Origin of the sequence: Arthrobacter sp. NPDC056493, assembly GCF_042795115.1 — a bacterium.
GTDB lineage: Bacteria > Actinomycetota > Actinomycetes > Actinomycetales > Micrococcaceae > Arthrobacter.
Genome location: NZ_JBHTSL010000026.1, coordinates 13,971 through 32,941 on the forward strand (window position 1 = coordinate 13,971; position 18,971 = coordinate 32,941).

Here is an 18,971-nt window from a genome sequence, read left to right on the forward strand (position 1 = left end):
GTTGTCCTTTAGTAAGACGTCGAGTTGTGGACGCTGAAGTGGTAGAGGTTCCGGGCCGAGCCGTAGCGCTTGAAGTCCGCGGGGTTTTCGGTGCGCCCGGCCGCGGCGAGCAGGCCTTCCAGCTCCTCCAGGTGCTCGGCCTTCATCGGCTTCTCGATGCAGTCCGCGCCCAGGGATGCAACGGAGCCCTTCACGTAGATGCGGGCCTCGTAGATGGAGTCGCCGAGGGCGTCCCCGGCGTCGCCGCAGACCACCAGCCGGCCGGCCTGGGCCATGAAGGCGGACATGTGGCCGATGTTGCCGCCCACCACGATGTCCACGCCCTTCATGGAGATCCCGCAGCGGGCTCCGGCGTTGCCGTCGATCACCACGAGGCCGCCGTGGCCGGTGGCCGCGGCCGACTGCGAGGCGTCACCCTTCACGTGGACCTTGCCGGACATGATGTTCTCGGCGAGCCCGACGCCGGCATTGCCGTTGACGGTCACCTCGCCTTTTTGGTGCATCCCGGCAGCGTAATAACCGGCATGGCCGTTGATGGTGACCTCGATGTCCGCGTCGATTCCGACGGCGAGGCTGTGCTTTCCGCCGGGGTTTTCGACGGTCCAGGACTGCCCGTCAACTGCATCGTGCAGGGCCTGGTTGAGGTCGCGGACCGGGCTGCCGGCGAGGTCAGTTGTGGTTGTGGTTGCTGTTGTCTCGGGTGCTGTCAGAGTGACCATGTGTAGACCTTTCCGGGTTCCGGTTCAAAGATGCGGGCGGTTTCGATGCCGGGCAGGGATGCCAGGGCGCGGTACTCCGAGGCCATGGCCACGTAGTCGTCGGTTTCGGCGATGATGGCCGGCTTGCAGGCGATGGGGTCGCGGACCACGGCCATGCTGTCGGCGGTGGTGACGACGAGCGTGTAGAAGCCGTCGAACACCTTGCCGAGGTTGGTCAGCGCCTCCTCCAGGGTGTCGCCCTGCTTCAAGCGGGAGGCGATGTAGCGGGCGCCCACTTCAGTGTCGTTGTCCGAGTCGAACGCCACGCCTTCGCGCAGCAGGTCCCGCCGGATGGTGGCGTGGTTGGAGAACGAGCCGTTGTGGACGAGGCACAGGTCGTCGGCCACGGAGAACGGGTGGGAACCGCCGGCGGTCACGGCCGACTCCGTGGCCATCCGGGTGTGGGAGAGTCCCTGGCTGCCGGACATGGCCTCCAGCCCGTGTTCGGCGGCGATTTCCATCGGATGGCCCACGCTCTTCATGACGGCTACGCGTTCGCCGCGGCCGATGATGGTGGAGTCCGGGAGGGTTTCGCGCACTGCCTTGGCGAGCAGTTCGGTGTCGACGGCGGAACTGACGAAGGTGGTGTCACCCACCACCTTCACTGCCGTTCCGGCGGAGGCGGGCAGCAGGCTCTCCAGCGCGGCGGTGATTCCGGCAGGCGGCAGGCCCTGTTCCTTGCCCAGCAGGCTCAGCGTGGAGGTGTTGCCGGAAACGAGGCCCGGGGTGTCGTACACGGCGAGGCCGGCAGAGTCAGGGCCGCGGTCCACGATCTGGCACAGCATCGAGGACAGCAGGCTGCCCATTTGGGAGTGCAGCAGGGGGTTGCGCAGCTGCAGCGCGGCGATTCCGCACATTCGGGGGTCCTTTGCTAGGGGTGGCTCTTGGTTGGGCTGGTTTCTTGGTTGTTTGTGGGGGCCGTTCAGATCGAGGTCAGGTAGGTCCGGATTTCCCAGTCGCTCACCTGGTTGTGCCAGGTCAGGAACTCCTCTTCCTTGGCATCGGCGTAGTACTGGCCGATCGCCTCGTTCCCGCTGAGGCTGGAGAGGATGACCGGGTCCCGGCGCAGCGCCTCGACGGCGTGGAGCAGCGTTGCCGGCAGCAGGTGGGCATCGGGCCGCGCTTCGCCCGGACCGGAGGGGGCACCCGGGTCCGTTTCCCTGGCGATGCCGTCCAGCCCTGCCTCGATGGCGGTGGCGATGGCGAGGTAGGGATTGGCCGAGCCATCCCCGGAGCGCAGCTCGATCCGCTTTTCGTCCGGAACGCGGACCATGTGTGTTCGGTCGTTGCCGCCGAAGGAGGCCTTCCGCGGTGACCAGGTTGCCCCGGAGGAGCTGGTGGTGGCGCCGGTGCGCTTGTAGGAGTTAACTGTCGGCGCCAGGAAGGCCTGGAGGGCCGGGGCATGCTCGAGGAGGCCGCCGATGAACGAATAGGCGAGCTCTGACAGTCCAAGGCCGCGGTCGCCGTCGTCCCCGGGGAAGAGGGGATTCGTCCCGGACCACAGGGACAAGTGGAAGTGGAGGCCCGTGCCGGTGCGGTCGGTGAAGGGTTTGGGCATGAAGGTTGCCGTCATGCCTCGCTGTTCGGCCAGGATGTTGAGGATGTAGCGCAGGGAGACCACGCGGTCGGCCGTGGTCAGGGCGTCCGCGTAGTTGAAGTTCTGCTCGAACTGTCCGGCGGCGTCCTCGTGGTCGCTGGCGTAGTTGCCCCAGCCCAGGCTGTTCATGGCCGTGGAGATCGAGGTGAGGTGCTCGTACATGCGGGTGACGCCGCGTGCGTCGTAGCAGGGACGGGGTGAGTCGTCGCGGGTGTCGGCCGTGCTGAGGGTGCCGTCGGCGTTCTTGTTGACCAGGAAGTATTCCACCTCGGCGCCGATCTTTGCCTGCATCCCCTTCCCGGCCAGTCGGGCGAGAGTGTTCTTGAGGATGACGCGCGGGGCGTAGGGCCAGGGCTTGCCGTCGACATAGGGATCGCAATGGATCAGCGCCAGGCCCTCTTTGATGAACGGCACCGGAGTGAAGGACGCGAGGTCGGGAACGGCAATGAGGTCGGAATCCTGCGGCTTCTGGCCGATGAGGCCTGCCGCGTAGCCGGCGAATCCCATGACTCCTGCCTCGAGCTCATCGGCGGCCTCAACCGGCACCAGCTTGGCGCAGGGTTTGCCAGTCATGTCCACGAAGGTGGCCAGCAGAAAGCGGACATCGTGGGCCTTGGCAATATCGGCCAGGGCGACCCGGTCGGCTTCCAGCGAAACGACGGGCTCCGTTGCTACTTCAGGTGTTGCGAGGCTTGTCATCGGAACTGTCCTGTTCGGTTCGGTGTTACCTGCGGTGAAACGTTGTTGAACCACAGTAGCCAAACCGATGTTACAAAAGTGCGCACCGTTTGTTAAATCTGAAGCACGGCAGGAGGCGCTGATCGCAACGGGAAGTTAACCGGGCCGAAACCCGGAAAGGTTCACTGCGGTGAATCATAGTTTCACGTCACTCCTCCCCGTTCCCTCCCTGATTGGAGTCCCATGAATTCTGGAGATGTTGCCTGGATTCTCGCCGCGAGTGCCCTGGTGTGCATGATGATCCCCGCACTTGCCCTGTTCTACGGGGGCATGGTGGGTTCCCGCCGGATCCTGAACATGATGATGATGTGCTTCGGCGGCGTCAGCGTCGTCGCTGTCCTCTGGGCGGTGTTCGGCTACTCGATGGTCTTCGGCAATTCCCTCGGCGGAGCCGGCCTCATCGGCGACGCCACGGAGTACTTCGGCATGGGCCAGCTGCTGGCCGAGGACCCCGGCGCCGCCATACCACCGGCCCTGTTCGCCGCCTTTCAGCTGTTCTTCGCCGGGATCACCACTGCCATCATCGCCGGAGCCGCTGCCGGGCGGATGAAGTTCGGCGCCTGGATGACCTTCGCCGCCCTGTGGGCAACACTGGTCTACTTTCCGGTGGCCCACTGGGTCTTCGCCTTCAGCTCGGCGAACGGTTCCGTGATCGGCGGCTGGATCGTCAACAACCTCAAGGCAGTCGACTTCGCCGGCGGAACAGCCGTGCACATGAACGCCGGAATCGCAGCCCTCGCCCTCGCCCTGGTCCTGGGACGCAGCGCCGGCTGGCCCAAGAGCGAGCACGTCAAGCCGCACAGCCGCCCGCTGGTACTGGTCGGAGCAGGACTGCTCTGGGCCGGCTGGTTCGGCTTCAACGCCGGTTCCGCCCTCACGGCCGGACACTCGGCGTCGGTGGTCTTCCTGAACACCGCCGTGGCCGGCGCTGCCGGCCTGCTCGCCTGGGCCCTCGTGGAACGAATCCGGCTCGGCAGCGCCAGCAGCATGGGCGCCGCTTCCGGGCTGATTTCGGCCCTGGTGGCCATCACCCCCGCGTGCGGCGCGGTGAGCCCCCTCGGCGCACTGGCCATCGGAGGGATCGCCGGGGCAGTCTGCTCCCTGGCCATTGAGCTGAAGTTCCGTCTCGGCTTCGACGACTCACTCGATGTCGTCGGCGTGCACCTCATCGGCGGCATCATCGGAACGCTGCTGATCGGGCTGTTCGCCACGGACGCCGCACCGAACAAGGTCAACGGACTCTTCTACGGCGGAGGGTTTGACCTGCTGGGCATCCAGACGGTGGCAACCGCGGCCACTCTCGCCTATTCCTTTGCCGTCACCTGGGTCATCGCCAAGGTCCTCAACATCACGGTCGGTCTCCGCATCGACGAGGCCGCCGAACTCCGTGGCATCGACATCGCGGCGCACTCCGAATCGGCCTATCTGATGGATGAGGAGCCTGTGGAGCTGGGATCCCCGCACCGCGTCTGAACTGAACACGATTTGCGGCGGCAGGCCGGGCCTACTCAATAGGCCCGGCCTGCTCCGCGTATTCAACAGCCTTCCCGCCCACTTGGCCGAGGTAAGCCTCGGACTGGTTGTAGGACCAGATGGCGTCGCTCCACCCCTGGGCCGTGGTGAGGTCCCGCCCGCCGGCGCACAGGTAGCCGGCCGCGCTGAGGGCAGCGTCATCGATGTTGTGCGGATCAGCCACGCCGTCCCCGTTGGCGTCCTGTCCCGCCAGCTTCCATGTGGAGGGAATGAACTGCATGGGACCGACGGCGCGGTCCCAGAGCGGGTCGCCATCGAGCGCGCCGCCGTCGGTGTCGGCAATCGCGGCAAAGCCGTTTCCGTTGAGGCCGGGGCCGACGATCGGCCCGCTCACCTCACCTGAGGCCGTGAGGCGGCCACCGCCGAGGGCGCCGTGCGCGGATTCAACAAACCCGACGGCGGCCACCGTGTTCCAGCCGATTCTGCACGCCGGCGCCGCGATATTCGCCATACCGGCCGCGGCAACGTACGCCCGAAGGGCCCGCGCAGGAATTCCCGTCTGCGCGGCGGTCCGGGCCAGCCAGCCCAAATCGACAGTCCTGGTGATGTTCACGGCATGCGCGCTGCCGCCTGCCAGCGGCACGAATTTGCCTGCTGCCTGCGGCGGCGCCGGCTGGGCAGCACGCATCCCCGCCCCGGGAACGCCCGCACTGGTCGCGCCGAGGAGCCAGAAGGCGCACGCAGTGATGGCGCAGAACGCGAAAAGGCTGAGAACCGCAAGGCGTTTCAGACGAAGCACGGAACAGCCTAACCCGAATGGGAACCATCAGCGCGCCCGGGCCGCTGCCGAGTCTCTTGACAAAAGTTTTGGGTGCACGGTCTAATTTTTCGCAGAGCACCGACATGATGCACGCGAACCGTACGCGTGGACAGGCTTACATCAGAGCCCGTGGGGGCGGTGCACCAGCGGCCTACAGGCCGCACATATTGGCATCCGGCAGTCGCCGCATACACAGACAGCCCGGAGTGCCCTGCCGCCGATTCGCGAGCGGCCCAAAACTCTGCACAGCTCAAAACTTTCAACAGCCTAAAGGACACCCATGCCCAGCACCACCCAAACGATCGATATCCAGGTACACGACCGCAAGGTCCTTGACGAGCGGCTCGATGCCGCCGTCAGGTGCCTTCAGGAGGCGGCCATTCTCACCGGAACACACGGGATCATGGTCACCCGCAACAGGCCAGGGAGCTACACCGCCACGCTATCCGACAAGGTTCCATTCGGCATGACCCGCGAAATCATCCTCTAAACTTTGGGGACCTTAACCCGTCCCCGGTTACCGGGAATACCTGGCGGCGCCCACTCGTTGAGTCCTGCGAAATGTGCGCCGTCCGGCGCACAGTCGAAGGAGAAATAACCATGGCAACTGACTACGACGCCCCTCGCGTGGCCCAAGAGGACCAGCCGGCCAACGAATCCCTGGAGGCCATCCAGTCCCGGCAGGGCGGATCCCAGACTGCCCTGCTTGACGTGGAAGAAGCCGACACCGCCGAAGGCATCGACCTTCCCGGCGCCGACCTGTCGCACGAAGAGCTGCTGATCCAGGTTGTTCCGGTGCAGGAAGACGAGTTCACCTGCATGTCCTGCTTCCTGGTCCACCACCGCAGCCAGCTCGCGCGGGAAAAGGACGGAAAGAAGTACTGCTCGGAGTGTGAAGGCTAGTACCAGAGGGCTAGCTCTGAAGGGCCAGCACTGAGAAGATAGCGCTGTGCTGGCCCGGCTCCGATCGTCCTGGACCGCCGTCGTTCCCGTCGTCGGCCTGATCGTGCTGGCCGTGACTTGGGGAATTTCCCCCGGCCCGGTGTTGGCCACCGTCATCGCGGTGGTCCTGGTAGGTGCGGTCCTGGCGGCCGTGCATCACGCCGAGGTGGTGGCGCACCGCGTCGGTGAACCCTTCGGATCGCTTGTGCTGGCTGTCGCCGTGACCATCATTGAAGTGGCTCTCATCGTCACGCTGATCGCCTCCGGCGGCGAGGGAAGCCATTCCCTGGCCCGGGACACCGTCTTCGCCGCCGTCATGATCACAGCCAACGGCATCGTGGGAATTGCCCTGCTCGTTGGCGCCCGCAAGTATGGCATTCCGCGGTTCAACCCGGAGGGAGCCGGCGCCGCCCTGGCAGTGGTCACCACACTGGCTACCCTGACGCTGGTCCTGCCGACCTTCACGTCGTCGCGGCCGGGACCTGAGTTTTCGCCCCTGCAACTGGGCTTCGCGGCCGTGGCGTCGCTTGCCCTCTACGGCGTGTTTGTGCTGACCCAGACCGTTCGCCACCGCCACTTTTTCCTTCCTGTCGTGTCCCCCGACGACGGCGAGGACGACGGGCATGGCCCCACCCCCACCAACCGGGCCACCTACACAAGCCTCGCGCTGCTGTGCGCGGCGCTGGTCGCCGTCGTCGGACTGGCCAAAACCGTATCCCCGGTCATCGAAGCGGGCGTCACTCGGGCCGGGATCCCGGAGTCCTTCGTGGGTGTTGTCATCGCGCTCCTGGTGCTGCTGCCGGAGGGACTCGCCGCCACCCGGGCCGCCTCCCGGAACAGAATCCAGATCAGCCTCAACCTGGCCTACGGTTCGGCGATTGCCAGCATCGGCCTGACGATTCCCGCCATCGCCGTGGCCAGCATCTGGCTGCAGGGACCTCTGACGCTCGGGCTCGGCGGCACGCAAATAGTCCTGTTCCTGCTGACCGTCATCGTGGGAACACTCACCGTTGTGCCAGGCCGCGCCACCCGACTGCAGGGGGCCATCCACCTGGTGCTGTTCGCCGCGTTCCTGTTCCTCGCCATGTTTCCGTAAGCGGATTTGCCACTTCGATATCATGGCTTCATGACTTCCCCTTCTGGGAGCGACGAAGACCTCCTGCTCGAGCGGCAGCTCTGCTTCGCTCTGGCTGTCGCTTCGCGCACCGTCATCAGCGCCTACCGGCCCGTGCTGCAGGAGCTCAACCTGACCCATCCGCAGTATCTGGTCATGCTGGCGCTGTGGGAAAAGAGCCCGCGTTCCGTCAAGGAGATCAGCGACGCCCTCCTGCTGGTCCCGGCCACACTTTCACCGCTGCTCAAGCGTCTCGAGGCCTGCGGCTACGTAACCCGCCGCCGCGTCCCCGGGGATGAACGTTCCCTTGCCGTGGGCCTGACCCCCGAGGGAACCGCTCTCCGCGATAAGGCCCTGGGTGTGCCCGGCACCATGCTGGCCAAGCTCGGCCTCACCCGCGCGCAGGCGGAGGACATCCACGTGGCCATGACGCAGCTCATCGACGCCGCGCAGATCGACCACACTCTCCAGGCTGGCCTCAACGCGGAAGCTGACCCCGACGAAGACCAGGCAACGGCCTAGGCGAAGCACCCCACTCAGCGCGAACGAGCACTTAAGCCTCGCTCCGCAGCGCGAATTGGCAGCTAACGCCCGCAAATCCCCGTTTTGAGGGCATTAGCTGCCAGTTCGCGCCGGGTTTCGACAGGCTCAACCACCTCCGCAGCGCGTTCGACCCTGATCAAGCCCGACCAAGCACGCCCATCTTGTTGCCGTGCCGGACGTTTCCTAAGAATCTGGCCTGAGCCCCAGCACAGGTCGATCAAAGGAGAACCATGCAAAGACGCAGGACCATCGGGCGGGCGGTCTGCCTCGCCACCGCCGCAGCGTTCCTGGCCGGAGCGGCCGCAACCGGCACCGTGCCGGCCAGCGCCACTGCGGCCGCCGCCCCGGCAACGGCGCAGGAAAAGAACATGTACTCAGCCATCCCGAACGGGCAGCCGTACCTGGATACCCACGGCAACCCCATCGATGCCCACGGCGGGTTCACGCTCAAGCATGGGGGCGTCTATTACTGGGTTGGGGAGGACAAGTCCCATAACCGGGCCACCTTCAAAGGCGTCAACATGTACAAGACCACGGACCTGGAAAACTGGGAGTACGTGGGCGCGGCCCTGAGCCCGGAGACGCTGGACACCAATGGAAACAAGGTGCTGGCACACTGCAAGGTGGAGCGGCCCAAGCTGCTGTACAACGAGGCCACAAAGAAGTTCGTGCTCTGGGGCCACTACGAGATGTTCGACGGCTATGCGGCGTCGGAAGTGGTCGTCGCCACCGCGGACAAGATCGAGGGACCGTACACGGTTACCGCAAAGGGCCACTTCCGCCCGGGAGCGGGAAATGCCGACGGCGTCGGCGCCGTGGTCGGCGAAACGCAGCCCAACGGCACACCCGCCAAAGCCGACTACCCGGCCACAGTGGCCTCCGGAGCGGCGGTGAAGAACCTGTCCGAGGTCAGCTTCGACACCACCCTGAAGGCAACCTCGGTGGTCATGAAGGACGGTTACCCCACGGAGCAGCAGTCGCCGGTGGCAACTGCCGAATACAACATCGGGGCCAGCCGCGCGGCGGAACTAAAGGCCCCCGTCATCGGGCCCGCCCAGCCCACCGGAGGGGGCGCCGCCGTCGTTAATCCCAACGGCCAGGACAACGCCTTCATCACCCCGCCCGCAACGGACGCCACCGTCTACTACACCACGGACGGCACCGAACCGGACCCGGCAGCTTCGGCCGCCTACACCCCCGGCACGCCCATCCGCCTGGACAAGGCCAAGACGGTGAAGGCCATCGCAGTGCGCGGCTCCGAGAAGAGTCCCGTGACCACGGCCGGCTACCGCCTTGCCGCGGCGGACGAAGAGGTTCCGGTTTATCCGCCGGTGATCTCCGTTCCGGGCGGCAGCTACCCTGACCCAATCAGCCAGGTCCGGCTGTACGCGACCAGCAGCGGCACCACCATCCACTACACGCAGGACGGCAAGGACCCCGACCCGCTCCTGACGGGCGAAAACATGGGCTTCGGGTCCCGCGACTACACGCTCTACCAGGATCCGGTGACCGGCAAGGCCTATCTCGTCACCGCCCAGGACCACATCTACCTGCGCGTCTGGCAGCTGACCGCCGACTACACCGACGTCATCCCCACCACGCAGTACCCGATGTTCGTGGGCCAGTCCCGGGAGGCACCTGCGCTGATCCGCGAGGGCGGCTACACGTACATGATCACGTCCAAGCAGTCAGGCTGGTACCCGAACCAGGCCATGTACACGCGCACCACGGACATCTCCGATCCCAGTAAGTGGGAGGACCAGAAGCCGGTTGGAGACAACACCACCTTCCATAGCCAGCCGACCCAGATCCTCGATATCGGGAAGAACGGCAAGCACCAGTACGTCTACCTTGGCGACCGCTGGAATCCGCAGGCCCTGGTGCAGTCAAACTATGTGTGGCTTCCGCTGGCGATTACTAACGGCCAGATGAGCCTGTCCTACGTGCCGGAACTGGACATCAACCTCAGCGCTGGCAAGATCAAGGCCCCGAACACTCGGCTTCTCTCCCTTGGGAAACCTGCGACCTCCAGCGGTGTGACGTCGGAGGTCCAGACGGCCACGCAGCGGTACGGCGCGGACGTGGCCAATGACGGCGTTTCGCACGACCTCGATCCCTGGGACAGCGTCTCCGAGTACTACAAGAGCGACAAGGTGCCGTTCTCCTGGACCGTTGACCTTGAGCAGCCGTATGACCTGCACCGGATCGACATTTCGGCCCGGACCGTGGGCGGCTCCGACGCCGCACACCGCTACGCCGTCTCGGTCAGCAACGACGGCGTGACGTGGACCGAGGCGGTGGACAACCGGCAGAACAACCTCGTGGGCTTCAAGAGCCATGCCCTGTCCGGCACCTACCGGTACGTCAAGGTGGACGTCTTTGACGTTTGGGACGTGGTGCACAACCAGCGGGCAACGTGGGCGCGCGGCCTCCAGGAGGTCTCCGTCTACGGGCTGCCGACGGGCGGCTGAGCCCCCGCGCGGTAGCTGCACGCACCCTTGCACGCGAACGGACACTTGAGCCCTGGATTTACCGGGGGTCAAGTGTCCGTTCGCGCTTGCTGGGGTCCAACTCAGCCCGCTGTGCGCCAGATGGCTGCAACGTCCACCGAGAAACCGCCGGCGAAGTCGAACCGGCCGGAGTCTTCGCCTCCGCTGCCCGGCACGTAGCGGACGCCGTCCAGCGCCTCCGTTGTCCCGTCACCGCCGAGGCCGACGACGGCGGCATAGTCGCCGTCGAGCGCCGGGCCGGCGGTGCCCACCCACGGGACGGAGAACCGCTGCCCCAGCGGGTGCGGCTCGTTGCGCACCACCGTGCCCGCCTCATCGAGGGGGCAGCCCCAGCCCGGCACGCCGCGCACCCGGCTGCTCAGCGAACTCACGTCGTCGACCGGCCAGCCGCCAATCCGCAGCCGCGCCGTGCTGCCCGCCGCGGCTCCCCGCACCCGGACCAGCCGGAGCTCCACGGGGCCGCGCGTCACCGAGACCACGGTCAGTTCCGGGCCTGGTGCCGCATTTCCGCTGACGCCGCTGCCGTGGTCGGCCCCGGTGTCGGCGTCCACGCTGATCCAGTGCGACGCACCGCCGGAGGCGCCCACGAGCAGTCCCCCGGCGTCGCACAGCGCCAGGGCGCGGAAGCCCGTGCGGTGGGTGAGCCGGCCGCCGTCGTCCACCAGTACGACGGCGTTGTCCAGGGATTCGGACCCAAGGTCCGGGAAGGTGTGGGTGGAGTACCCGAGCCGGGCATACAGCGGCGAGTCGGTGACCGTGTCCCCGGCGTTGGCGTGGTCGGTGCCGTGGTTGCGGATCCGGACCACGCCGTCGGATACTGTGCCGTCCACCTGCCAGCCCGGCACCGCGATCAGCCTCCTGGTATCGCCAACTTCCACCGGAAGCGGCTCCTCGGCCGCGGTCCAGACCCGGTGGTCTGCCGGCAGGGCCAGGCCCAGCATGCCCTTTGAGGCCCAGTAGGGTGAACCGCCGCCGGAGTAGGACTGCTTCATGCCGGCGAATTCCCCGTGCCAGCCGATGGACAGGAGCCCGTCGCCGGTGATGGCGCCGTGGCCCGCAAAGTGGTCCAGCATTCCGGACGCTGCGCGGCGGCTGACACCGGGGCTGAGCCTCGTGTGCCCGGACAGCTCGCCCACCCAGAACGGGGCCGCCGCAGCGAACCGGTAGATCAGGCTGCGTCCCTGGATGAGCGGTGAGCCGTTGGCACCGACCAGGTGCACGGCGTCGTCGAGGTAGTCGGCCAGCCGGCCGCCGTCCAGCGCCCGGCGGGCTTTTACCCGCGGGTCCTCCGGCGCCATGAGCGCCCACAGCTGCGGGTACACGTGGAAGGCCCAGCCCACGTAGTGGTCGTAGGCCCGCTCCGGCCCGTCGGCGAACCACCCGTGGCCGCGGTACAGGGAGTCGTGGACCGCGAGGCCGGCGTCGATGTCCTCGTCGGAAGAGCGTCCTCCCACGCTCGCCAGGAACGTTTCCACGACGATCTGGAACCAGACCCAGTTGATGGGCGGATACCCTTCGCCGATGACCGTTTCGAACCAGGCCACCAGCTGTTCCTGGACCCGCTGCGGCATCTTGTCCCAGAGGATCTCCCGCGTCAGGGCAAGGCCCACGGCCAGTGATGCTGCCTCGACTTTGGCCTGGTCCAGCTCCCCGGGCGTGGGCCAGCGGTCCGGCGAGGCGGGGTTGGTTCCGGCGTCCAGGCCCCGCGCGTACCATTCGGCCAGCCAGCCCGTGTTCTCCGGATCGCCCGCCATCCGGAAGGACGCCATCAGGAACGTGCGGGCAAAGGCCTCCAGCGAATCGCTGCGGGGCCCGTACGCGCTGCCGGGGCCGGGAAGGTGGATGTTCGCGTGGTTGTCGGTGGCGTAGCGGTGGGCGGAGCGGAGCAGGAAATCGGCGTAGCTGCACCAGTGGTCGCGGGTGAGGCCAGTGTAGGGCGAGAGCCGGGTGTCCGGGGCAGGGAGCACCAGGGTGCTGGGAGGCATCATCGGGTCCTAAGGGGTTGAAGTGTGCCGGCATCCGGGACGAGCCAGGCGATGGCTCGCCGCAAGATTTCCAGGTGCTCGGGTGAATTGAAGGAGGCGGCGTCGTGGCCGAGGGCGTCGTAGAAGGTCCGAGAGCTGCCGGCCGCGCGGGACCAGAGGAGCGGGTGCGACGTGCCGTCATGTAAATGAACGGCGTGGACGTTGATGTCCGCGCCCGTTCGCAGCCAGCTGTAGCGTTCGTCGTCCAGCTCGAAGTCCGGAATACCCTCGGCAAGCGGACCGGAATCGCGCTGGACCAGGATTTTTGCGGCCCCGTACTCCGGGTGCATGGAGACGCCGCGGACCCAGCGGCCGCCGAGTGCGTCCTCCCAGGCCGGGCAGTCCACAAAGCTCGTCGCACTGACGTGGCAGGCCAGAAGGGCCCGACCGGCCGCCGCCCACCGCTCCAGCCCGCGCATTGCGGCAGCCGTTCCCGGGGAAGCCCGGCCGTCCCTGGGCAGGCCCACGTTCACCGCCAGCAGATCCGGCCAGAGGTCGGCAGGGTCCAGCCGCGCCAGGGCGTCATCGACGTCGCCGGCCACCCGCACCTCGATGCCAGCCTCCGTCAACAAACGTGCGAGGGCCGCCGTCGTTTCCGGAAAGGGGTGCCAGGGGTCCGCGTAGCGGCCGGTTCCGGTAAGCAGCAGTGCGGCGGGCCGGTTGCCATCGGGGCCGGCGGCGCCGGGTCCGCTCACAGCGAGTCCTCCAGTGCGTAGTCGCCCGCCAGCTGCGGACCGCCTACGGAGGATTCGCGCACGATGAGGTCCGGGTTCAGCTCTATCCGGTGTACAGGCCGGTTCCGGCCCTCGGAGAGCCGCGACGCGACAAGCTGCACGGCTACCAGGCCCACGTACCGTTTGGGCGGGCGGACGGCCGAGATCGCGGGCTCGGCGAGGTAGGCTACCTCGTCGTCGTACCCCACCACGGCCATGCTTCCGGGCACGTCAATGCCGCGGTCCACGCAGTGCTGCACGAAGGCCACGGCCTGCGTATCGGAATGGACCAGCATGGCGGTGGTCTGGGTCTCGCGGCACAGCTGCAGGATCCTGTCGAAGTGCTCATCCCGGTCGGCGCCCAGGATGCCCGCCGAATCCTCGCTGACGGAGGCTTCGACCGGAATTTTCAGGGCGGCCATGGCCTGCTGCCACCCCCGCACCACATGCGAGCTGGTGGGGCTGGTCGAATCAGTCATGCAGCCGATCTTCCGGTGGCCCTCCTGCCACAGGTGGCGGACGGCCATGCCGGCGCCGAAGGCGTGGTCGGTTGCCACCCATTCGAGGCGGTGGGCGGGAATTTCGGCCGGCGAGCGCCGCTCGGCGAGGACCACGGGAATGGGCAGGGAGTTGAGCCAGCGCAGCAGTTCCTGGCCGGCCGGCCCGGTCATCGTCGGTGCGACGATCAGCCCGTCGATGTTCTGCGTGTCCAGCAGGGCCTGGACCTGCCGCCGGTTGTCGGCGGCGTCATACGTGGAACCCCGCACGGCGATCCGGACCTGCAGGTCATCCGCCGCCTCGCGGGCGCCGGCAATGACCTGCGGCCAGTAGTAGTCCAGCGAGGGCACCACCATGCCGATGCAGTGCCGGTTGGCGTGCTGGCGGGTCCCGGCAGCTGTGCGGTCCAGCGGGCTGGGCAGGGTGGCGCCGCCGTGCACCCGGGAGAGGAGCCCTTCGTCGGCGAGGATGTTCACGTCCCGGCGGATGGTGAGTTCGCTGACGCCCAGCCTGGCGGCCACGTCGCGGACGGTGATGGCGCCGTGTGCGCGCAGTTCCTCCATGAGCCGCTCGCGCCGCTGCAGGGAGAAGAGTGCTTTGCCGTTGGCTTCGGTGGCCTGCTCCGGGCTCATGGTGTTGCCTCCACGGTGAGGGTGAATGCGCCTGCGGCGCGGTTTTGGGCCGGCATGCTGAACCGCAGCCGGGTGAGGCGGGCGCCCCAGACGTCGGACAGGAGGGGATCGTCCAAGGCCCATTCGTCTGCCTCCACGGCGGCCGACGCCGGGTCCCAGGTCAGCTTCGCTCCCCGCCGGGCGCCGGGGTCCGGGCTGCCGGCGTCCGGGATTCCCGACGCCGAAACGGTCGCCGTGCCCGGCGGCCCCAGGCGCACGGTTCCGGCCAGGAGATAGTGGATGACGACGTCGGGCGTTCCGGACGCAGGCGGGTCCGCAAGCGACCAGCTGTCGGCGATCACCGCCCGTGATCCCGGCCGGTCGAGCGCGCCGGAACGGATCCAGTTCGAGGCCGGGCCGATGCCGTACGCCTCCGCCAGGTCCAGCACCAGGCGGGGCTCCTCCGCGGTGGGATGGTGCAGGACACTTGCGGCGAATTCCGCCCCGGTTCCCTGTTCCAGGCCGAAGGGGGCGGGAACACTGTGCCAGGAACTTTGCATGGCCCGGATCGAGTAGCGGTTGGGACCGAACGTTTCGGCGGTGTAGGTGGGCTGGCCGGCGTCGACGAGGAGGGGAACGCCGTCGACCGCGACGACCACGGAACCGACGTCACGGTGGTTGTGGTGTTCGCCGTTGTGGCCGCCCTTTGCCGCCAGCGTCAGCCCCGTGGGCGCGCCTGGCGTTTCCCTGGCCACCATGATCTGCACGGAATCCAAGTAGGTGAAACCTGTCAGCGGCGGCGACACCGCAGGGGTCTTTCCGGCGGCTGCCTCGTCGGCGGCGAGGCGGAACAGGGCATGCAGCACCCTGCCCAGGCCAGACGCCGCATCCGGCCGGGTCGTTTCGAACGCGCGGGCGTGGCGGGCCGCGTCTGCATCGCCCAACCGGTCAGCCCACCGGCCGAGCATGTCCCACGGGAGGTTGCGGGGAGCCCGGGCCGGGCCGTCGGCAACGTTGAGGAACCAGTGGTGCCCCAGGTGCATGCGGTGCGGGAACGCCGCGAGCCCCCGGATGACCGGGATGTCGGCGTTCAGCGCTCCGCCGGTGGCCTCCTCGAGGAGTGCCAGCGCCTCCAGCGCACGCCCTCCACCGTTCCACCAGTAGGCGAAGCCTTCGTCGATGGCTCCGTCCGCGGGCACGGAAGCCAGGAAGCGGTCCAGCCCTTCGATGCAGCGCGCCACGGTGGCCGCCCGCAGCCCCGGTTCCTCAACCAGGATGACGGCCGCGGCCAGGATGTTGGAGTGGATCCAGGGGTTCCAGTTGTGCACGTCCCCGTCGAGGCCCAGCCAGTGCCAGTCCATCCTGTCCAGGAATGGCTGGACCACCCGCTCCAGCACTTCCTCCCTCATGCGTTTCCGCAGGCCGGGGGCACGCCCGTCCAGGGCGTCGCCCAGCACCAGGTCCAGCCAGGCAAGCTGGGCAGCCACTTCCCCGGCCCCCAGATCCAGAAAGGGCATTCCACGGTCCGGCACCACGTGCCCGCTGCGGTCCCCGACGTCGTCGTGCGCCGCCCAGCTCCAGGAGCTCTGTTCGCACAGGAGGTAGGCGCCGTCGATGACTTCATCGAGCCACGCGACGCTGCCCTCTGGCTGGCTGTCCGGGGCCGCATCAACCTCTGGCCCGTCGCCTAATGCCCCATCGGCGAGTGCGGCCATGATGACGGCCCTCGTGAGCCGCTGCTGCCTGGCAGCAACCAGCCCTTCGTAGTCCGTCCTGTTGCCGTCGCGGAAGTAGCGCGCGTAGTGGGAGACAAGGGGCTGCGGCCAGGGCGATCCCCGCTCGGCGGTTGCCTGAGAGGCCAGGCTTGCGACAGCCTCGTCCGGGATGGCCAGCCAGGCATGGCGTTCGGAGGACGGCCTGACAGTCAGCCTGCCCTTCGCGCCATCCAGAGCCGGACGAAGCCCGGAGGGTTCAGCTGCTGTCCCCCAAACGCCGGCGAGGGGGAAAGCCTGCACGCTGCTGGCAGCACCCGCCCCAGCGGGTACAGCCGCCCTCTCCTGTCCTGCCGCCATGCCTGCTCCTTGGTCTGGGATCCCCGCTGGGCTACTTCAAATGCGGGTGATGATCGAATGTGATCGTTTGTGATCAAGCATGATTTGCCTGATTGAGTTCTTATTTTCATGAGTATCTAATGAATATCGAACGTGATGCAAGCCATAGGGATCGGCGCAAAAAGCTGGCCTTTGGCACGAGAAAAAGAAGGGAGAACCCACTAATGACGCGCAAGCCCAAGGCACTGCTGGTCATGAATAGCGGAACCATGGCGGACCAGTTCGATGCTTCGCGGCTGGAGCGGCTTGCCGGCCTGGTGGACCTCGACGGACAGCTCTGGACCGACAGCCTCGACGCACCGGAACTCGCCGCGCAGCTGTCCGAAGTGGAAATCCTGCTCACCAGCTGGGGCGTGCCCCGGCTGGACGGGGAAAGGCTCGGGCGCATGCCGCAGCTCCGCGCGGTGTTCCACTGCGCCGGTACCGTGCGCAGTTTCGTCAGCGACGAACTGTGGGAACGCGGTATCCTGGTCACCAACGGCGCCGACGCCAACGCCATCCCGGTCGCAGAGTTCACCTTCGCGTCCATTGTGCTGGCGGGAAAGAAGGCGCAGTTCCTCACCAATGATGCCCGCGCCTCCCGTGAGGACTGGTCCTATTCCACGTCCCGCGGCGAACTCGGCAACATTGGCCGCACCATCGGGATTATCGGCTTTTCCCGCATCGGCCGCCGCGTGGTGCAGCTGGTGCAGCAGCTGCAGGATGTCACCTGCCTGGTGTCTGATCCGCATGCGGACCCCTTTGAAGTGGCGGCCGCGGGCGGGCGGCTGGTGAGCCTCGATGAGTTGCTGCCGGTGTCGGACGTCGTCACCGTCCACGCACCGGCCCTGCCGGAGACGCGGAACATGATCGGCGCCCGGGAGCTGGCAGCCATGAAGGACCACGCCACCCTCATCAACACCGCCCGGGGCTCGTTGGTGGACACCGCGGCCCTGGAGGCAGCGTGCGCCGCCGGGCGCCTGCATGCCATCCTCGACGTCACCGAACCCGAGCCCCTGCCCGCAGGATCAGTGCTGTATGACCTGCCCAATGTTGTGCTCACCCCGCATATCGCAGGATCGTTGGGAACAGAGACCCGCAGGATGTCGGACGCCGCCCTGGACGACCTCGAACGCTACCTCACCGGACAGGCGCTGGTGGCAGAGGTGGTATCCGAAGACCTCGGCCTGAGCGCCTGAGCCAACCACCCGAAAGACCTCGCCGCAGCAGCGGCGGACCATCCCCTACCTAGGAGAACCGCAATGAAGCGCACTACCCTCGCGGCGATCGCCCTCGCCGTCACCGCCGGACTTGGACTGACAGGATGCGCCGGCGCCGCCGGCCCCGCGGAAACGGGCAGCCAGGACGGCAAGACCAAGCTCACAGTGTCCGTGTGGAACTACGAGGGAACGCCGGAGTTCAAGGCATTGTTTGACGGCTATGAAGCGTCCCACCCGAACGTGGACATCGAACCCGTCGACATCCTGGCCGACGACTACCCGCAGAAGGTCACCACCATGCTGGCCGGCGGCGACACCACTGACGTGCTGACCATGAAGAACGTCATCGACTACGCCCGGTACGCGAACAACGGCCAGTTGCAGGAGATCAGCAGCGTGGTGGACGCGGTGGGCAAGGAGCACCTGGCCAGCCTGGACGCCTTCGACATGAACGGCAAGTACTTTGCCGCACCGTACCGGCAGGACTTCTGGCTGCTGTACTACAACAAGGACCTGTTCAAGGCCGCCGGAATCGACGATCCCAAGGACCTGACGTGGGAGAAGTACTCGGAGATCGCCAAGAAACTCACCAGCACGGCGGATGGCAAGAAAGTCTACGGCACCTACCACCACATCTGGCGGTCAGTGGTCCAGGCCATCGCTGCTGCGCAGAACGGCGGGGACCAGATCAGCGGCGATTACGGCTTCTTCGAGGACCAGTACAACACCGCACTGGACCTGCAGAAGAGCGGTGCCACCCTGGACTTCGGCACGGCCAAGAGCCAGAAGACCAGCTACCGCACCATGTTCGAAACCGGCCAGGCAGCCATGATGCCCATGGGGACCTGGTACATCGCCGGCATCCTGCAGGCCAAAAAGGACGGCAAGACCAACGTCAACTGGGGCCTGGCTCCGCTGCCGCAGAAGGACGCCAACGGCAAGGTCAGCACGTTCGGTTCCCCCACCGCGTTCGCGGTGAACAAGAACGCGGCACACTCCGATGAGGCCAAGAAGTTCATCGAGTGGGCAGCCGGCGCAGAGGGCGCCAAGGCCATCTCCAAGATCGGTGTCGTGCCGGCCCTTCAGAACGACGCAGTAACGGCGGAGTACTTCAAGCTGGACGGCCTGCCCACCGACGCTCTCTCCAAGAAGGCCTTCACGCCGGATCAGACCACCCTCGAAATGCCGGTGAGCGACAAGTCCGCAGCCACGGACAAAATCCTCAACCAGGAGCACGACCTCATCATGGTCGGCGAGCGCTCCGTCGCTGACGGCATCGCTGAGATGGGCAAGCGCGTCAAGGACGAAGTCCTGAAGTAA

Annotated in this window: 16 protein-coding genes; 8 read left to right on the forward strand and 8 right to left on the reverse strand. The window is 66.9% G+C overall.

What is annotated here, in order from left to right:
- Positions 1 to 8 precede the first annotated feature (8 nt).
- The 3 genes from ACFQ50_RS12225 to glnT form a co-directional block, all read right to left on the reverse strand.
- A complete protein-coding gene (locus tag ACFQ50_RS12225) occupies positions 9 to 719 on the reverse strand; it encodes a protein glxC (RefSeq protein ID WP_377995806.1) in 711 nt (236 codons plus the stop codon).
- On the reverse strand, positions 707 to 1,615 hold the full coding sequence (locus ACFQ50_RS12230; RefSeq protein WP_377995807.1) for a glutamine amidotransferase: 909 nt from the start codon (positions 1,613 to 1,615) through the stop codon (positions 707 to 709). The genes ACFQ50_RS12225 and ACFQ50_RS12230 overlap by 13 nt, the downstream gene beginning before the upstream one ends.
- Before the next feature lie 65 nt (positions 1,616 to 1,680).
- On the reverse strand, positions 1,681 to 3,054 hold the full coding sequence (gene glnT, locus ACFQ50_RS12235; protein WP_377995808.1) for a type III glutamate--ammonia ligase: 1,374 nt from the start codon (positions 3,052 to 3,054) through the stop codon (positions 1,681 to 1,683).
- Positions 3,055 to 3,276: 222 nt separating this feature from the next.
- Here glnT and ACFQ50_RS12240 point away from each other — a divergent pair, with 222 nt between their 5' ends.
- On the forward strand, positions 3,277 to 4,566 hold the full coding sequence (locus tag ACFQ50_RS12240; RefSeq protein ID WP_377995809.1) for an ammonium transporter: 1,290 nt from the start codon (positions 3,277 to 3,279) through the stop codon (positions 4,564 to 4,566).
- 31 nt (positions 4,567 to 4,597) lie between these two features.
- Here the strand turns inward: ACFQ50_RS12240 and ACFQ50_RS12245 are convergent, their stop codons facing one another.
- Complete coding sequence (locus ACFQ50_RS12245; protein ID WP_377995810.1) at positions 4,598 to 5,365, reverse strand: lytic transglycosylase domain-containing protein; 768 nt, start codon at positions 5,363 to 5,365, stop codon at positions 4,598 to 4,600.
- A 301-nt stretch (positions 5,366 to 5,666) separates the two neighbouring features.
- Here ACFQ50_RS12245 and ACFQ50_RS12250 point away from each other — a divergent pair, with 301 nt between their 5' ends.
- The 5 genes from ACFQ50_RS12250 to ACFQ50_RS12270 all read left to right on the forward strand — a co-directional run bounded on the left by ACFQ50_RS12250 (position 5,667) and on the right by ACFQ50_RS12270 (position 10,456).
- Entirely contained in the window at positions 5,667 to 5,876 is a 210-nt protein-coding gene (locus tag ACFQ50_RS12250) for a hypothetical protein (RefSeq protein WP_377995811.1), read from the forward strand.
- 110 nt (positions 5,877 to 5,986) lie between these two features.
- The gene (locus ACFQ50_RS12255) at positions 5,987 to 6,289 is read left to right on the forward strand and encodes a DUF4193 domain-containing protein (RefSeq protein WP_003802821.1); all 303 of its coding nucleotides are present in this window, start codon (positions 5,987 to 5,989) and stop codon (positions 6,287 to 6,289) included.
- A 46-nt stretch (positions 6,290 to 6,335) separates the two neighbouring features.
- Positions 6,336 to 7,424, forward strand: a complete 1,089-nt coding sequence (locus ACFQ50_RS12260) for a calcium:proton antiporter (protein WP_377995812.1) — start codon at positions 6,336 to 6,338, stop codon at positions 7,422 to 7,424.
- Between the two features lie 30 nt (positions 7,425 to 7,454).
- Positions 7,455 to 7,964 carry a MarR family winged helix-turn-helix transcriptional regulator gene (locus ACFQ50_RS12265; RefSeq protein WP_377995813.1) on the forward strand — a complete coding sequence of 170 codons (510 nt, stop codon included), beginning with the start codon at positions 7,455 to 7,457 and terminating at the stop codon, positions 7,962 to 7,964.
- Between the two features lie 251 nt (positions 7,965 to 8,215).
- Positions 8,216 to 10,456, forward strand: a complete 2,241-nt coding sequence (locus ACFQ50_RS12270) for a family 43 glycosylhydrolase (RefSeq protein ID WP_377995814.1) — start codon at positions 8,216 to 8,218, stop codon at positions 10,454 to 10,456.
- 101 nt (positions 10,457 to 10,557) lie between these two features.
- Here ACFQ50_RS12270 and ACFQ50_RS12275 read toward each other — a convergent pair whose 3' ends face one another.
- From ACFQ50_RS12275 to ACFQ50_RS12290, 4 genes are read right to left on the reverse strand one after another with little or no spacing between them, the layout of a single operon-like run.
- Positions 10,558 to 12,480, reverse strand: coding sequence for a DUF2264 domain-containing protein (locus ACFQ50_RS12275; RefSeq protein WP_377995815.1), 1,923 nt, complete (start codon positions 12,478 to 12,480; stop codon positions 10,558 to 10,560).
- The gene (locus tag ACFQ50_RS12280) at positions 12,480 to 13,214 is read right to left on the reverse strand and encodes a ThuA domain-containing protein (RefSeq protein WP_377995816.1); all 735 of its coding nucleotides are present in this window, start codon (positions 13,212 to 13,214) and stop codon (positions 12,480 to 12,482) included. Before ACFQ50_RS12280 ends, ACFQ50_RS12275 begins: the two co-directional genes overlap by 1 nt.
- The gene (locus tag ACFQ50_RS12285) at positions 13,211 to 14,362 is read right to left on the reverse strand and encodes a substrate-binding domain-containing protein (protein ID WP_377995817.1); all 1,152 of its coding nucleotides are present in this window, start codon (positions 14,360 to 14,362) and stop codon (positions 13,211 to 13,213) included. The genes ACFQ50_RS12280 and ACFQ50_RS12285 overlap by 4 nt, the downstream gene beginning before the upstream one ends.
- Positions 14,359 to 16,413 (reverse strand): heparinase, encoded by a 2,055-nt coding sequence (locus tag ACFQ50_RS12290; protein ID WP_377995818.1) that lies wholly within the window; start codon positions 16,411 to 16,413, stop codon positions 14,359 to 14,361. Before ACFQ50_RS12290 ends, ACFQ50_RS12285 begins: the two co-directional genes overlap by 4 nt.
- A 203-nt stretch (positions 16,414 to 16,616) precedes the next feature.
- Here ACFQ50_RS12290 and ACFQ50_RS12295 point away from each other — a divergent pair, with 203 nt between their 5' ends.
- Both ACFQ50_RS12295 and ACFQ50_RS12300 read left to right on the forward strand, forming a co-directional pair.
- Complete coding sequence (locus tag ACFQ50_RS12295; protein ID WP_377995819.1) at positions 16,617 to 17,630, forward strand: hydroxyacid dehydrogenase; 1,014 nt, start codon at positions 16,617 to 16,619, stop codon at positions 17,628 to 17,630.
- Between the two features lie 63 nt (positions 17,631 to 17,693).
- Positions 17,694 to 18,971 carry an ABC transporter substrate-binding protein gene (locus tag ACFQ50_RS12300; RefSeq protein WP_377995820.1) on the forward strand — a complete coding sequence of 426 codons (1,278 nt, stop codon included), beginning with the start codon at positions 17,694 to 17,696 and terminating at the stop codon, positions 18,969 to 18,971.

Excerpts from the sequence above, each read along its gene's own strand:
- ACFQ50_RS12225 (WP_377995806.1), bottom strand. The coding sequence starts at position 719 with ATGGTCACTCTGACAGCACCCGAGACAACAGCAACCACAACCACAACT.
- ACFQ50_RS12230 (WP_377995807.1), bottom strand. The coding sequence starts at position 1,615 with ATGTGCGGAATCGCCGCGCTGCAGCTGCGCAACCCCCTGCTGCACTCC.
- glnT (WP_377995808.1), bottom strand. The coding sequence starts at position 3,054 with ATGACAAGCCTCGCAACACCTGAAGTAGCAACGGAGCCCGTCGTTTCG.
- ACFQ50_RS12240 (WP_377995809.1), top strand. The coding sequence starts at position 3,277 with ATGAATTCTGGAGATGTTGCCTGGATTCTCGCCGCGAGTGCCCTGGTG.
- ACFQ50_RS12250 (WP_377995811.1), top strand. The coding sequence starts at position 5,667 with ATGCCCAGCACCACCCAAACGATCGATATCCAGGTACACGACCGCAAG.
- ACFQ50_RS12255 (WP_003802821.1), top strand. The coding sequence starts at position 5,987 with ATGGCAACTGACTACGACGCCCCTCGCGTGGCCCAAGAGGACCAGCCG.
- ACFQ50_RS12265 (WP_377995813.1), top strand. The coding sequence starts at position 7,455 with ATGACTTCCCCTTCTGGGAGCGACGAAGACCTCCTGCTCGAGCGGCAG.
- ACFQ50_RS12270 (WP_377995814.1), top strand. The coding sequence starts at position 8,216 with ATGCAAAGACGCAGGACCATCGGGCGGGCGGTCTGCCTCGCCACCGCC.
- ACFQ50_RS12275 (WP_377995815.1), bottom strand. The coding sequence starts at position 12,480 with ATGCCTCCCAGCACCCTGGTGCTCCCTGCCCCGGACACCCGGCTCTCG.
- ACFQ50_RS12285 (WP_377995817.1), bottom strand. The coding sequence starts at position 14,362 with ATGAGCCCGGAGCAGGCCACCGAAGCCAACGGCAAAGCACTCTTCTCC.
- ACFQ50_RS12290 (WP_377995818.1), bottom strand. The coding sequence starts at position 16,413 with ATGGCGGCAGGACAGGAGAGGGCGGCTGTACCCGCTGGGGCGGGTGCT.
- ACFQ50_RS12295 (WP_377995819.1), top strand. The coding sequence starts at position 16,617 with ATGACGCGCAAGCCCAAGGCACTGCTGGTCATGAATAGCGGAACCATG.
- ACFQ50_RS12300 (WP_377995820.1), top strand. The coding sequence starts at position 17,694 with ATGAAGCGCACTACCCTCGCGGCGATCGCCCTCGCCGTCACCGCCGGA.